Source organism: Pseudoalteromonas sp. S16_S37 (assembly GCF_014694405.1).
Lineage (GTDB): Bacteria > Pseudomonadota > Gammaproteobacteria > Enterobacterales > Alteromonadaceae > Pseudoalteromonas.
This window is the reverse complement of sequence record NZ_JAAUWV010000036.1, coordinates 1-13,285: the sequence shown is the minus strand read 5'-3', so window position 1 is coordinate 13,285 and position 13,285 is coordinate 1. Positions and strand designations below refer to the sequence as shown.

The window sequence follows — 13,285 nt, the reverse complement described above, 5'->3', positions numbered from 1 at the left end:
AGTTTTACAGAACCAAAAAATTGGTTGCGGGAGCCGGATTTGAACCGACGACCTTCGGGTTATGAGCCCGACGAGCTACCAGGCTGCTCCATCCCGCGCCTGTAAATTTAAGAAAATATCTTAAATTTTATCCTTCAATAAACAAGCTGTTAAGGCATGTCTTTCGAAGAGGTCGCTATCATATAGGATTGAATTTTAAATGCAAGCATTTAAAACACCAAAACAAACTAAGTGAGCAAATATCACACAAAACGCAATATTAGCTGCGATGATGGGGGGTGATCAGTTTTTGCCATTGCCAATCAGGATGCCCCATCACGATAAAGTCTGGGTTTTCTGTATGCTCGCGCTGATTGTACGTCAGTGGGTTAAATTCGGCGTCGGTTATACATCCACCCGCCTCTTCAACAATAACCTGTGAGGCGCCCGTGTCCCACTCACCTGTAGGACCAACACGTAAAAAGCAATCCGCTTTTCCTTCGGCAATCAAACAGGCTTTTAAGGAGCATGACCCTAAAGCCACTGTGTCAAATTGGCTATTCAGATATTGACTCACAGCTTCTAATTTTTGCCGACGGCTCACTGCCAATGTCAGACTATTAGGGGGAGCAACAAATATCTGCTGCTGATCATCAACGGTACGTTTAAAGGCACCATGTCCTTTAGTCGCGTAATAAGTTGTTTGCTTTGATGGCCAGTGGATCACACCTAACACCGGTTGATTATTTTCAACCAAGGCAATATTTACTGCAAAATCACCACTTTGCAAAATGAACTCTCCCGTGCCATCCATCGGATCTAACAGCCAATAACGCTGCCATTTTTCACGCTGAGACAACTCGGGGATAGGTGTTTCTTCAGACATAATAGGAATATCAGGGGCCAACGCTTTCAAGCCAGCCATAAGTACTTCATTCGCCGCTAAATCGGCTTCAGTAACCGGGGTATGATCTGACTTTTCTCGCGTACCGATATCTTCATTTTGATAGATGTCCATAATTGCGTCCCCAGCTTTGATAGCGAGGGCGATACAAGGCTCGAGCAGTTTTTGCATGTTAAACCTCCGCCGCTAAATATTGTTGAAGCAATAACAATGCTGCAACACTACGTGCCTCCGTAAAATCGCTTTGGCTCAGTAGCGTTTGCCACTGCTCTAAAGGCCACCTAACGGTAACTAAGGGTTCTGGTTCATCCCCTTCTAATTGCTCTGGATACAACTCTTTGGCAACCAAAATATGCATTCGGGCATTAAAGTAACTAGGTGCCAATGATAACGTTTTTAGGTCACAAAACTGCTTGGCGCCAAAGCCCACTTCTTCTTTTAGCTCACGATTACCGGCCTCAATTGGCGTTTCTCCAGGGTCAATAAGCCCTTTTGGAAAGCCAAGCTGATAATTGTGTGTTCCAGCACAATATTCCCTTACTAATAATAGCTCATTATTAGCAGTTATTGGCACTATCATCACCGCACCTCGCCCTCCACCACGAATACGCTCATACTGGCGCTGCTCTCCATTTGAAAACTGCAGATGTAACGCTTCAACAGTAAATAAGCGACTTTTTGCAGTAACTTCGCACTGTAAGATCTCAGGAGGAATTGGATGCTTTTTCTGTGACATAAGTATTTATTTGTTATGATGACATACACTTAATCATAAAGCCTTTGAAGATAAATGCCTATGCTAAATTGGTCTGAAATTGATACCGTACTATTCGATATGGATGGTACTTTGCTTGACCTACATTTTGACAGCTACTTTTGGCAACATATTATTCCGACTGAACATGCCAAAAAACAAAACATCAGTTTTGAAGCCGCAAAAGCTGACATACTAAAACGTTACGAAGCCGTTCATGGCCAAATTCAATGGTACTGCTTGGACTACTGGCAAGAGCAACTGGGTTTACCCATTATGCAGCTAAAGCGAGAGATCCAAGATTTAATCTCTGTTCGAGAAGATGTGCCTGAGTTTTTAACGGCGCTCAAAGATGCAGGCAAGGAGCTGATATTACTTACCAACGCGCACCCAGATAGTTTGAGCTTAAAAATAGAGCTTGCTGATTTTGCTCACTATTTAGATGTATTAATCTCCACGCATCATTATGGCGTGAGTAAGGAAAGCCAATCACTTTGGCAGCAAGTTCAAGCAGATCTTGGTTTTGATAAGCAACGCACTCTATTTGTGGACGACAGTTTGAGTGTGCTAAAAGCTGCAGAAGAGTTTGGCATTGCTCACATACTTGCAGTCGCCAATCCTGATAGTAAACAGCCAGTAAATGTCATTACTGACTATTTATCTATTACAGACTATAGGACGTTACTACCTATCAAATAGTAGGTTAGCTAGTAGGTTAGCTTGGGTAACGAGCCTGTAACCCAGCGTAAACGTTTTTCGCAAAGTCTGGATGTTCAGTATCTAGGCTTTTTACCACTTCAACTAAGTGCTCGTTGTCTTCTTGATTATTCCACACCTTGATATATGTGCCATCTTTATAACCGTGATCTTGACGGAAGAAATTCAAGGTATTTTTACCAACATAACCACGGTATAAATCATCAATATCCATACCGATTTGTTGCATACAGCCAGCAAATGCCTGAGCATTAAATTGTTTATTTGCAACAGCACTTGCCGCTAACGTTTCGAGTGTTTGTTTAAAATCAGCAGCTGTTTGTGGTTGACTTAATTCGCTATCGAGTTGCTCGGCAAGTTGCTGATAAGAGGTTTTGCCATCAATACGCAAAGAAAGACCAAAGTGAAAAATATCCACGAGCTCTAAAATCACTTGCTCAGTATCCGGTGTTTGCTTTTTCCACCATTTCCAGCCGTAATGATCTAGCATTTCGGCACATTCAACCCAAATTGCTCGGTACCACTCAAACCCTTGGTTAAACCACTGCTCATGTACTTTGGTATTCATGGCATTTTGCATTTCTAACATCACGGCTAGCTTAGTGATATTGGCTGACATTGCGCTCTCTCTTTGTACTTTAAAAGGCCATTATCATACCTCAGCCAGCACGATTGTGCACTGACTGAGGGGTAACTTTTCAAGTCTGCTTATTAGCGGTTTTCTAATCGGTTGTAATCGAATAAGCCGTATTCCACACCACGATATTGCATGGCAATATCGTGCAATAAATCACTGTATTGCCAAAATTGTGGATGTGTACGGCGAATAGCAAACGCCTCAGTGAGCGCTCGGTATTGTTGCTCATTGCTCACCGCTTGCAGTTGCGTAACGAAGGCCTCAGTATTAGCTTCATCCGCTAGATACCATATAGCTTCAGGGTAGTCACCTATAAAGCCCGGCACTAAAGTGGCAGTGTCTTCCTCAAGTGCCCGCTGTGCGTCCTCATTCAGTAATGAGGAAATATTGTAGTGGGCATTGTGATGAATTAACGTAAACGCTTTATGTTGGCCATTACTTTGCCTTTGCAATACAAAGGAGATTTGCGGCAGTAAATTAATTGCTTGAAAAGGCAAGTTATTTAACCTTGCTAATGGCTCTTTTACTGCTTTGTAGTTATAGCGCTGGCTCAACACGGGTTTAAGTACAGTCGCTATCTTTTCGTATAGTTCAGTTTTAGGGTCGTCTGTGGTGTATTCAATCCCAGTTGGCGCGGCTAACAAACTTTTACGATTAATAAACTCACTCAAGCTGACATTAGAGCGACGATACCAATGATTTTTTACTTCCTGACGTACATCTTGAGGCAGTAAGTTAATAAAGTTTTGCTCACCTTCTAAACGCAAAAAGTCCATATATAAACGGGTGTGTAGCTGATGCCCAATATTGCCAAATACATCAAACCCAGCCACTAATAAGTAATGGATCCGCTCAAACAACGCATAATCAAGCAGCCACATTGTTTTGGGCGCTTGTCCAACAAAGCCTTTTACCACTGTTGCACTGTCAAAATGACGAAATACGGTGAGCGCAGCATTATCGTTATGACCATCACCTTGCCAAATCAAGTCAGTCGTCAGTAACTTGCCATCCGCTAGCAGCTCATTCGCAAGTTGCGTCTTGGCACGAATATATTCATGTTGTCGGTTGGCATATTTCACCCAACTTGAAATAGGTAACACATTGCTTTGCTCTTGAGCTGGTAGGGCAAGGTCATCTTCATGGCGCATCAGTAGTTCGCTCACTGCGGGGATGCTGTTTTTTTCTGGGTCGATGAAGGCTACCCAAAAATGATCATTGATCACATTAAGGGCAACCTGACCTCTACACACTGGCCCTTTGATATATCCTTTAATGATCAATTCCGCTTCATCCAGCATAAATTGATACTTGGATTTAACTGGAATGGCTGAAAACGCCTTAAAAGGATTTGAGCTGACTTCTGGTTCGTAACTTGGTAGTTGCGTTACCTCAAAATCAGGACCAATAAACTGCTCGTACAAGCGCGCCATTTTTTTATCTGATAATGCCAAAGGCATATGTGTTTTTGACAAAATGCTGCTGCGCTCATGCATTAATCGATAATACACTCGCGACACGTTTGGGTCATCATAGGGGCGGCGCGTAGCAATAAGATCTATCGGCTCGCCAGGCGGGGTTTTTGAGCGTACCAATTTAAAAAAGTTAGGCGAAGTACTGCTATTTTTTTCAGGAAAATAAATGTGCGCAAGATACCAGTGCTCATAAATATATCGTGCAGCCAGTTGATATTTCAGCCCTGGCTGATTTAAAAACTGCTCCCAGCGACTCACTTGCTGCAACTCTGCGTCCAAAGGTGGCGCAATCTGTGCCATTTTTGCGCCGTTTTTAAGCCAACTCTCTAGCTGTGTAAACTCGCCGTGAGAAATGGCTGGCAAACCGTAAGGCATACCGCCATGAGGCTTACTTTTAGCGAAATCATTAAACTCATCCATACTTGGACAGCTTTGCTCTCTATCCAGCGAAAAATCAAACTCATCCCCAAGTAAGCCTTGTTGTACAAAGGGCTTGCTTATTTTGAGCAGCAGGCTGTTATATAAAACGCTTCCCGCCAGATTTGCCTGTTCACTTTGCGCGCGCTCGTTCAGTACAGGTGTAAACCCTTTATCGCGCCACTGCTGCGTATTTTCGGCATCAAAAAGTAACCGTGAAGGTGCTTGTGCCAATAGTCGAGTGCCATTGTAAACTCGCTCTTTACTTAAGCCTCTATCAATACCCTCGGGGGAAGAAAGCTTTAACTGACAAGGTGCGTCATAACAACCATGACACACTACACAACGCTGCTCTAAAACAGGTTTAACAAGCTGTAGATACTGTGAACCATGACCTTGTGTATACTCAACGCTACGTACTTGTACGCTGGGTTGACCATATATCTCATCGAAATGGCTCATGCCCAAAGTCACACAACCACACAAAAGAATGGCAACACCCAACATCCACCAAGTACGCTTTTTCATTAACTTTCCTCTTCTTCACCCAAATCAAAGGTTGGCATCATTTCCATTGGTGGAGAGATGAACACTTGCTCATTGTCAAAGCTCACAACTGCGCTTAATACAGGTCCATGGTTAAGTAATAACTGAGCTTGGTGCGACCCATTGAGCGCGTCTTCATATTGTGCCAGCTCTGCTTTTAGTTGATATTGCTCAATGTTAATACTGATACTTTCATCCACTTTGGGGTTTTGACACAAATGCGCCAACAGCGTTTCATCGAGGATCACATCAAGAACAAGATCTGGGCTTGCCATATCTCTTTGTTCAAGTTCATCATTAAGTAAAAATAGCGGTAAGCTTAAGGGGGTATTTTCTGACAATTCCATTATTGCTAGTCACATTAAAAGCCAAAGTTGCTCTCATACTAGCATAAATTAGTATTAATCTTAATTGAACAAAGGCTCACCTTGTCTGCAAGATAAGCCATATGAGAGGTGCAAAGGCGTTTACCAAGGTAATGTATCACCGTTGGAATGCCAAAACCCGCCCGTGTTTTCAATTGTTAGCGCATCAATACGTTTGCATAAGCGCTCGGCAGCGACCTCTGGTGAGATATCGCCAGCAAAATTAACCATCTGAGTTTGTACAAAGCCTGGGTGGAATAACCCAACCGCAATTCCTTTGCCTTTTAATTCATGCGCCAAACTTACGCTCGCGGCATTTAACGCCGCTTTTGACATACGATAGCCGATATATCCACCAGAGCCATTATCCGCAATCGAGCCCATTCTGCTGGTGATCATGGCAATCTTACTATGAGCACTCAAATAAGGAAGCAACGCATGCACAACTCGAATAGGCGCAATGGCATTGACTTGAAGCTGAGTTTCAATTGCCTCAAAATCCATATTAGAGAGCGTTTCATTGTAAAACACACCCGCGTTATTAATCAGTACATCAATTGTTTGGCCTGACAAGCGTGTTGCTAACTGTGCAACCTGCTCAGCATTACTCACATCGATGCCCGATATTACATTAACATTTAGCGCTTCAAGCTCTGGAGATACTTGGCGTACAACTGCAGTTACCTTGTGACCTTGTTCACTAAGCTGTTTGCAAAACTCAAATCCAATGCCGCGGTTAGCACCCGTTACAACAATATGTTTATTCATCGCTAACTCCTTTTGGGTTATATTGATTGATTGCACTTAGTATAACGAGCAGCGCCGCTCTCTGTACACATGAGCACTGCAAACTGCATTATCTGCTAAGCTAAAAAGTAACCGCAGCTAATTTACTGAGTTTGTAATGTTCAAATACCTATTGAGTACTATGTGCTTGGTATTTTCTTTAGCTTTGATAGCCAAACCTTATGTGATCAATGTCAGTGAAGACGTGGCTTATCAAATGGGTAAGGACAAAGTTTTAAAATCACTTACTGTGATTTATAAACCGTTATCCATAACACCAGAGCTGATTTTCCTTCCGAGCAAACGGGGACTCAACCTACTAAATGAGGGTGAAATAGACGCAGATGCAGGTAGGATAGATAGCGCTATGTCCCACTACGAAAACGTAATACAAATTCCTTATCCTCTTTCGACAATTCGACTGTTCATCTATTGTATGAAGCCACAAGACTGCTCTTTGCAAGAAGGATCAGAGCATTTAATTATTAAGGGCACTTTAATTACTGAACAGTTTTGCAAAAAACGACAGCTGTATTGCAACATCGTCGCTAATGACGTATCGGCTTTCTCTGCGCTGCAAAAAGGTTATGCACCAACGCTCATCGCTAACGACCGATTTTCTGTTGGCACATTGTGCGCATCTCAGATAGAACAAATATATGCCAAACCAATAACAGGTCAGCTAAAAGCGTATCACTATGTGCACAAAAAGCATGCCGATTTAGTACCTAAATTAACACAATCTATCACAGCATTGATGTCTGAAAATGTGCTACAAAATAGCTTTCAAAGCTTAACTGATGAAGCTAATGCATGTGGCGTCAAACTCACCATTATTGAAAACCTATCGCTGCCTGAATAAATGACTACATAAAAATCGTCTGTAAATCACAGTTTAATATTGTTGAGATAACCATTTTTGTACCGCAGATTTGGGATAAAGCACTTCTTTAAACAAACGATGGCGCTGGTGTGTTAACGTCGACTCCTGAGCAGGTAAGCCGGATTGGATTTGATTATGATGGGCATTAAAACGCGCTATCAAGTTAAAGTGCTGAGCACTTTTGTCTTTTGCTCGCGTTAATTGGCTTTGCAAATAGCTTCGTACATCATCCGCGGTCATCAAACCCTGTGAATCTAAGTTCATCAACTCTTTTTTTAATGTTGAACGAATACCCATATTGTTTGCTCCTCGTCATAAATTGCAACAATCAACTCATGCAAATCTGGCAGCAAGATACACGCCAATTACTTCAGTTACGTTAAAGACTTTTTAAACTCAGAAAAAGTTTCGTCACTCATCGCTCCAAAGAGGTATACTAACGCAAATGGCAAAATTACGAGCTTAAGATGTTAGAACAGCCCTTAGAATATATCGAAATAGAATTGGAAGAAGAGCCTATAGAGCTTTGCAACCTTTTGAAAGTGCTTGATTTAGCAGAGACTGGCGGACAAGCAAAGATGTTGATCGGTGAAGGCTATGTCGCTGTTAATGGTGAGCCTTGCACGGTAAAGAGAAAAAAACTCTATGCCGGTGATACGCTAGCGTTTGATGGTGAGCACTACCAACTTACCTTAGCCGAAGGGGTTGAGCCTGTAGAGCGTCCAGCGCCGAGCCGTGCACCCAACACAGAGCAAGATGCACCAACTCAGCGCAAAAAACGCAATAGAAGCCGTAAAGATAAAAAAGACAGTAACACAGGGCGTAAACCAATCTCATTTGGTTAAAAAACACACCACAGCCTTGATTTTTTTTATTTAATCACAATACAGTTAAGAATATGGCTAAAAAATATGCCGCAGGGTAAGCGGCATATGCCAATCATCGCTTCACAACGCACCAAGCGGAGGTAGCATGCAAAATTCTTACGACACCCTCACACAGCTGACCATCAACCAGCAACAGATCCATTTGCATTCATTAGACAAACTTGGCGCAAAAGCCAGACGCTTGCCTTTTTCCCTAAAGATATTGCTGGAAAATTTACTGCGCCATGAAGATGGTCGCGCGGTGACAAAAGAAGATATCGATCACCTACTTAATTGGCAACCAGATGCCAAACCTAACAAAGAAATAGCGTTTACACCCGCGCGCGTGATCATGCAAGATTTTACTGGTGTGCCTGCCATTGTTGACTTAGCCGCCATGCGAGATGCCATGGCTCGTTTAGGCGGAGACCCCAAAAAAATTAACCCACTCTCTCCTGCTGAATTAGTCATTGACCATTCTGTTCAAGTCGATGAGTTTGGTCACTCGGGTGCGTTTGATTTAAATGCCAAGCTTGAATATCAGCGCAACAAAGAGCGCTATGAATTTTTACGCTGGGGTCAATCAGCTTTTGACAACCTAACGGTGGTGCCACCAGCTACAGGCATTGTTCACCAAGTGAATCTTGAGTATCTTGCTCGCGTGGTATTTCAAAGTGAAGTTGATGGAGAAATCTTTGCCTATCCTGACACATTAGTTGGCACTGATTCGCACACCACTATGATCAATGGCTTAGGCGTGCTTGGCTGGGGTGTGGGCGGTATAGAAGCAGAAGCGGCGATGCTTGGCCAACCAATTAGCTTATTGATACCACAAGTTGTTGGTTTTAAATTGGAAGGCGAACTTCCAGAAGGAACCACAGCTACCGATTTGGTGTTAACGATTACGCAAATTTTACGTCAGCACGGGGTGGTCGGTAAATTTGTTGAGTTCTACGGCAACGGCCTAGCGCAGCTACCTTTGGCCGACAGAGCAACCATTGCCAATATGGCGCCCGAGTACGGTGCCACCTGTGGTATTTTTCCAATCGATGAAGAAACCCTCTCTTATTTGCGCTTAACCAATCGTGATGATAATCAGCTTGCTTTAATAGAAGCCTACGCAAAGCATCAAGGCATGTGGCGATACGATGGCGATGAGAGCGAATATAGCGATACACTCACCTTAGATTTAAGCACCGTTGTACCTAGCCTTGCGGGGCCGAGTCGCCCACAAGATAGAATTAATTTAGATGCTGCAGGCAAGCTCATAAACGAGCAACTTAAAGCCATGCAAGAGAAACGCCGTGAACAAAGTACCTCATTGCCAGAGGCAAAAATTGTAGACGAAGGTGGCCAACCTACTGATACATCTGCAGAGCCTGAGGTATTGGGTATTGCTAAAGTTAACTATAAAGGGCAAACCTTTTCGCTTACGGATGGTGCTTGCGTTATTGCTGCAATTACCAGCTGCACCAACACATCTAACCCAAGTGTTATTTTAGCCGCTGCATTAGTTGCCAAAAAGGCCCACGAACTGGGGGTAAAACCAAAACCTTGGGTAAAAACCTCGTTGGCGCCAGGCTCCAAAGTGGTTACAGACTATTTAAAACAAGCAGGCTTACTGACTCATTTAGAAGCGCTCGGTTTTAACTTAGTGGGTTACGGATGTACTACCTGTATCGGTAACTCAGGTCCGCTTCCTGACGAAATATCACGAGCTATCCATAAACATAAATTAGTGGTCAGCTCTGTGCTTTCAGGTAATAGGAACTTTGAGGGGCGTATCCATCAAGATGTAAAAATGAACTTCCTTGCCTCTCCTCCGCTTGTTGTGGCCTATGCCTTAGCTGGGCGTACCAATATTGATGTGTATAACGAGCCACTTTGCCAAAATGAAGCTGGCAAGGATATTTACCTAAAAGATCTTTGGCCAAGTGTGAGTGAAGTCAAACAGCTAGTTAACGAGACTGTGACGAAAACAATGTTTGCCTCAAACTATAGCAATGTTTATCAAGGAGATGAAAACTGGCAAAACATTAGCACTGAAGGCAGTGAATTGTACCCTTGGCAAGCAGATTCAACCTATATTCGTCATGCGCCATTTTTTGAGAATATGACCATAGACGTTCCTAAATTGCCGCATATTACTGGTGCTAGATGTTTGGCAAAGCTAGCAGACTCAGTCACCACTGATCATATTTCTCCTGCTGGTAACATTAAAAAAGATGCGCCTGCGGGACGTTATTTAGAGCAACAAGGTATCAAAGAAAGCGACTTTAACTCCTATGGCTCTCGTCGTGGTAATCACGAAGTGATGATGCGCGGCACCTTTGCCAATATTCGCTTGCGTAACCAGCTCGCGCCTGGCACTGAAGGTGGGATCACCCGCTTATTACCCGATGATAAAATCATGAGTATTTACGATGCCGCAATGGAATATCAACAGCGCAACATTCCCCTAATTATTTTAGCTGGTAAAGAATATGGCACTGGCTCTTCGCGAGATTGGGCGGCAAAGGGTTCTCTTTTACTTGGTGTAAAAGCCGTTATTGCCCAGAGCTATGAGCGTATACACCGCTCTAACTTAATTGGTATGGGCGTACTACCGTTGCAGTTTAAAGCTGAGGATAGCCATGAATCGCTAGAGCTTTCTGGTGAGGAGCACTTTGAAGTAATGGGCTTCTGTGATAACTGCGATGAAGTCAAAATCATCGCAACTAACGAGCAAAATGACAGCAAAGAATTTCTTGTTGATGTGCGGATTGATACCCCAAAAGAGTGGGACTACTACCGCCATGGCGGCATATTGCAGTACGTGTTAAGAAATATGCTCAGCGACAACTAAGTTTCAAAAAAGACGAGAAGGTGGAATATGCCATCTTCTCGCTTTAAGTGACTTAAATCACCATTTCTCATACACTATCCCTCACCTTGATATTCAGCGGAACACTTTGAAACTATGGCCATTTGGTACAAACCCATTACTTTAGAGCTTTGTCGGCAACTCGACGAAGGGATGCACGGTAAAGGCTCTTTAATGAAAACATTGGGGATACAAATCTCAGAAATTGGCGATGACTACTTAGTCGCCACCATGCCCGCAACGGACGATCATCATAACCCAATCGGAATGGTACACGGCGGTGCCAATGTGGCTCTGGCGGAAACAGTTGCCAGCTATGCAGCTAACTTTGTTGTTGATTTTGACAACTACTACTGTGTGGGCCAGGAGATAAACGCCAACCATTTAAAAGCGTCTCGCAATGGTTTATTAACGGCCACAGCAAAGCCATTACATTTAGGAAAGCGCACCTCGGTGTGGGAAGTAAAAATCACTAATGCGAAAGGCGAACTATGTTGCGTGTCACGTATGACAGCAGCTATTGTGGCACGTGCCCGCCAAAATACTTAGCAACAATTTTTTGATAAAGGCCCTCACGCTTAATCTGCATTAGCCCTTGGTTAAAGCGATTGATAATTTCTTTGCCATCAGGATGCTCGCGACTTACGCCAATATGCAAAGGCCAACTTAATAATGTTGGTGTGTGGGCTATCAAATCATTTAGTTCAGGGTCCATACTCAATTCATGTTGAAACGCCAATGTATCGGCAACCGCAAAATCGGCTCTACCTTTATGAACCAACTCCAAACAAGCATGTAAACTGTGCACATCGATGACGCTGAGTTGTTCGATACTTTCAAACAACTCGTGATAAGCATATCCTCTTATGGCTGCCACCGTTTTGTATTTCAAGCTTTTTGCTCCGCGAAAATCCAGTAGCTTGTTTTTTTTGCTCACCACGGCGAGTTCATTATGAAAATAAGGCTGACTAAACAAAATGGTTTTATGTCGCTTTTCTGTCCACCAAAGCGCGGCGATAAAATCAACCTCGCGCTTTTCAAGTAGCACTATCATACGACTAAAGGGCGCAATTTGAATTTCTAATTCCATACCTTGTGCGCCAAAAGCCGCCACTAAAATATCACGCACTAAGCCCGACCCATCACTTTCAATGTAAGGTGGCCATGGATTATGCCCTCCCACCACTTTAGTTACTTGCGCGTGTGACATAGAAGCGATAAAAAGAAAAGTGATGAGCGCGATTTTTAGTCGTTTAGCCATACATCTTTTTGTCATAATTATCATACTCACTAGTGTAGTTGACGCTTGCGCAAGTCGTCGGGATTTTTAGCACACCAATCGTTTGATATAGCGCAATAGTTTGGCTTAAAAACATACTCCTTCAACTTCTTTCAACATATACTTTCCACATACCAAAAGGTTTCGCCAAGGTAGTACCATGCCAACCCAAAAGCAAATTCTCCTGTTAAAAGTTATGATAGTTATTGGGTTATTTTTAATACTCATGGGCCATACCTTATTGAGTTATAACTTGCTCACTCATCTTGGGCCTTTAGGGTTTGCTATTGGCGCATCTTGCATTGCTATTGGCCTTATTTGCTCACTACCAACCAAAATATATCTCACCATTTTACTGATGCGCAGCGAAAGGCACTGATCAGCTATTGCCCAGTAAACTGCTTTGCTAACATATTCAACATGGATGAACATCTCTGAAAATTATGGAACACATTGAAACCTTGGTCATTGGTGCAGGTGCCGTGGGGTTAGCTATCGCAGCAACGCTCAGTGAACAGCAAGAGGTTATTGTCATTGAGCAGCATAATCACTTTGGTGAGCACACCAGTAGCCGAAACAGCGAAGTCGTTCATGCAGGCATTTATTACCCAAGTAATAGCCTAAAAGCGCAACTGTGTGTGCAAGGTAAGGCACTCCTGTATCAGCATTGCCAAACCTATCATGTTCCTATCAAAAGGTGAGCTTACGGCAAGTTAGCGTAACTCACCATCAAAAATATGCTTGAGTCCAGAATTTAGTCTATGCGTTGTGATTTATAGTTCCAAGGCAAGTAAAGTTCTGGGTTTAATCGCAA

At 43.1% G+C, this 13,285-nt stretch carries 14 protein-coding genes and 1 tRNA gene; 6 read left to right on the top strand and 9 right to left on the bottom strand.

Going from position 1 to position 13,285, the window contains the following annotated elements:
- Nucleotides 1-21: 21 nt before the first annotated feature.
- The 3 genes from HC733_RS14950 to nudE all read right to left on the bottom strand — a co-directional run bounded on the left by HC733_RS14950 (nucleotide 22) and on the right by nudE (nucleotide 1,619).
- Nucleotides 22-98: transfer RNA gene (locus HC733_RS14950), tRNA-Met, on the bottom strand.
- A gap of 161 nt (nucleotides 99-259) precedes the next feature.
- On the bottom strand, nucleotides 260-1,054 hold the full coding sequence (cysQ, locus tag HC733_RS14945; RefSeq protein WP_190365829.1) for a 3'(2'),5'-bisphosphate nucleotidase CysQ: 795 nt from the start codon (nucleotides 1,052-1,054) through the stop codon (nucleotides 260-262).
- Nucleotide 1,055: 1 nt separating this feature from the next.
- Entirely contained in the window at nucleotides 1,056-1,619 is a 564-nt protein-coding gene (gene nudE, locus HC733_RS14940) for an ADP compounds hydrolase NudE (RefSeq protein WP_190365828.1), read from the bottom strand.
- Nucleotides 1,620-1,679: 60 nt separating this feature from the next.
- On the opposite strand from nudE, the gene yrfG reads away from it, so the two are divergent.
- On the top strand, nucleotides 1,680-2,336 hold the full coding sequence (gene yrfG, locus HC733_RS14935) for a GMP/IMP nucleotidase (RefSeq protein ID WP_190365827.1): 657 nt from the start codon (nucleotides 1,680-1,682) through the stop codon (nucleotides 2,334-2,336).
- A gap of 16 nt (nucleotides 2,337-2,352) precedes the next feature.
- Here the strand turns inward: yrfG and HC733_RS14930 are convergent, their stop codons facing one another.
- From HC733_RS14930 to HC733_RS14915, 4 genes are all read right to left on the bottom strand, one after another.
- A complete protein-coding gene (locus HC733_RS14930) occupies nucleotides 2,353-2,973 on the bottom strand; it encodes a dUTP diphosphatase (RefSeq protein WP_190365826.1) in 621 nt (206 codons plus the stop codon).
- A gap of 92 nt (nucleotides 2,974-3,065) precedes the next feature.
- Nucleotides 3,066-5,411, bottom strand: coding sequence for a fatty acid cis/trans isomerase (locus HC733_RS14925; protein ID WP_190365825.1), 2,346 nt, complete (start codon nucleotides 5,409-5,411; stop codon nucleotides 3,066-3,068).
- Nucleotides 5,411-5,776: a hypothetical protein gene (locus HC733_RS14920; protein WP_190365824.1), complete on the bottom strand. Its 366-nt coding sequence runs from the start codon at nucleotides 5,774-5,776 to the stop codon at nucleotides 5,411-5,413. The genes HC733_RS14925 and HC733_RS14920 overlap by 1 nt, the downstream gene beginning before the upstream one ends.
- A 120-nt stretch (nucleotides 5,777-5,896) precedes the next feature.
- A complete protein-coding gene (locus HC733_RS14915; RefSeq protein WP_190365823.1) occupies nucleotides 5,897-6,562 on the bottom strand; it encodes an SDR family oxidoreductase in 666 nt (221 codons plus the stop codon).
- Nucleotides 6,563-6,698: 136 nt separating this feature from the next.
- Here HC733_RS14915 and HC733_RS14910 point away from each other — a divergent pair, with 136 nt between their 5' ends.
- Nucleotides 6,699-7,442, top strand: coding sequence for a hypothetical protein (locus HC733_RS14910; protein ID WP_190365822.1), 744 nt, complete (start codon nucleotides 6,699-6,701; stop codon nucleotides 7,440-7,442).
- A gap of 33 nt (nucleotides 7,443-7,475) precedes the next feature.
- Here the strand turns inward: HC733_RS14910 and HC733_RS14905 are convergent, their stop codons facing one another.
- Nucleotides 7,476-7,760: a hypothetical protein gene (locus tag HC733_RS14905; RefSeq protein WP_190365821.1), complete on the bottom strand. Its 285-nt coding sequence runs from the start codon at nucleotides 7,758-7,760 to the stop codon at nucleotides 7,476-7,478.
- A gap of 170 nt (nucleotides 7,761-7,930) precedes the next feature.
- On the opposite strand from HC733_RS14905, the gene HC733_RS14900 reads away from it, so the two are divergent.
- The 3 genes from HC733_RS14900 (at nucleotide 7,931) to HC733_RS14890 (ending at nucleotide 11,741) form a co-directional block, all read left to right on the top strand.
- Nucleotides 7,931-8,308, top strand: coding sequence for an RNA-binding S4 domain-containing protein (locus HC733_RS14900; RefSeq protein ID WP_190365820.1), 378 nt, complete (start codon nucleotides 7,931-7,933; stop codon nucleotides 8,306-8,308).
- Between the two features lie 127 nt (nucleotides 8,309-8,435).
- Nucleotides 8,436-11,174, top strand: a complete 2,739-nt coding sequence (acnA, locus tag HC733_RS14895) for an aconitate hydratase AcnA (RefSeq protein WP_190365819.1) — start codon at nucleotides 8,436-8,438, stop codon at nucleotides 11,172-11,174.
- Nucleotides 11,175-11,288: 114 nt separating this feature from the next.
- Nucleotides 11,289-11,741, top strand: coding sequence for a PaaI family thioesterase (locus tag HC733_RS14890; protein WP_190365818.1), 453 nt, complete (start codon nucleotides 11,289-11,291; stop codon nucleotides 11,739-11,741).
- Here the strand turns inward: HC733_RS14890 and HC733_RS14885 are convergent.
- Nucleotides 11,710-12,468 carry a substrate-binding periplasmic protein gene (locus HC733_RS14885; protein WP_190365817.1) on the bottom strand — a complete coding sequence of 253 codons (759 nt, stop codon included), beginning with the start codon at nucleotides 12,466-12,468 and terminating at the stop codon, nucleotides 11,710-11,712. The genes HC733_RS14890 and HC733_RS14885 overlap by 32 nt on opposite strands.
- Nucleotides 12,469-12,914: 446 nt before the next feature.
- Here HC733_RS14885 and HC733_RS14880 point away from each other — a divergent pair, with 446 nt between their 5' ends.
- On the top strand, nucleotides 12,915-13,172 hold the full coding sequence (locus HC733_RS14880) for an FAD-dependent oxidoreductase (protein WP_190365816.1): 258 nt from the start codon (nucleotides 12,915-12,917) through the stop codon (nucleotides 13,170-13,172).
- Nucleotides 13,173-13,285 lie beyond the last annotated feature (113 nt).

Bases quoted from the DNA above. Each gene is read 5' to 3' on its own strand.
- HC733_RS14925 (WP_190365825.1), bottom strand. From the start codon at position 5,411: ATGAAAAAGCGTACTTGGTGGATGTTGGGTGTTGCCATTCTTTTGTGT.
- yrfG (WP_190365827.1), top strand. From the start codon at position 1,680: ATGCTAAATTGGTCTGAAATTGATACCGTACTATTCGATATGGATGGT.
- HC733_RS14905 (WP_190365821.1), bottom strand. From the start codon at position 7,760: ATGGGTATTCGTTCAACATTAAAAAAAGAGTTGATGAACTTAGATTCA.
- HC733_RS14920 (WP_190365824.1), bottom strand. From the start codon at position 5,776: ATGGAATTGTCAGAAAATACCCCCTTAAGCTTACCGCTATTTTTACTT.
- nudE (WP_190365828.1), bottom strand. From the start codon at position 1,619: ATGTCACAGAAAAAGCATCCAATTCCTCCTGAGATCTTACAGTGCGAA.
- HC733_RS14885 (WP_190365817.1), bottom strand. From the start codon at position 12,468: ATGACAAAAAGATGTATGGCTAAACGACTAAAAATCGCGCTCATCACT.
- HC733_RS14890 (WP_190365818.1), top strand. From the start codon at position 11,289: ATGGCCATTTGGTACAAACCCATTACTTTAGAGCTTTGTCGGCAACTC.
- HC733_RS14915 (WP_190365823.1), bottom strand. From the start codon at position 6,562: ATGAATAAACATATTGTTGTAACGGGTGCTAACCGCGGCATTGGATTT.
- cysQ (WP_190365829.1), bottom strand. From the start codon at position 1,054: ATGCAAAAACTGCTCGAGCCTTGTATCGCCCTCGCTATCAAAGCTGGG.
- HC733_RS14900 (WP_190365820.1), top strand. From the start codon at position 7,931: ATGTTAGAACAGCCCTTAGAATATATCGAAATAGAATTGGAAGAAGAG.
- HC733_RS14930 (WP_190365826.1), bottom strand. From the start codon at position 2,973: ATGTCAGCCAATATCACTAAGCTAGCCGTGATGTTAGAAATGCAAAAT.
- HC733_RS14880 (WP_190365816.1), top strand. From the start codon at position 12,915: ATGGAACACATTGAAACCTTGGTCATTGGTGCAGGTGCCGTGGGGTTA.
- HC733_RS14910 (WP_190365822.1), top strand. From the start codon at position 6,699: ATGTTCAAATACCTATTGAGTACTATGTGCTTGGTATTTTCTTTAGCT.
- acnA (WP_190365819.1), top strand. From the start codon at position 8,436: ATGCAAAATTCTTACGACACCCTCACACAGCTGACCATCAACCAGCAA.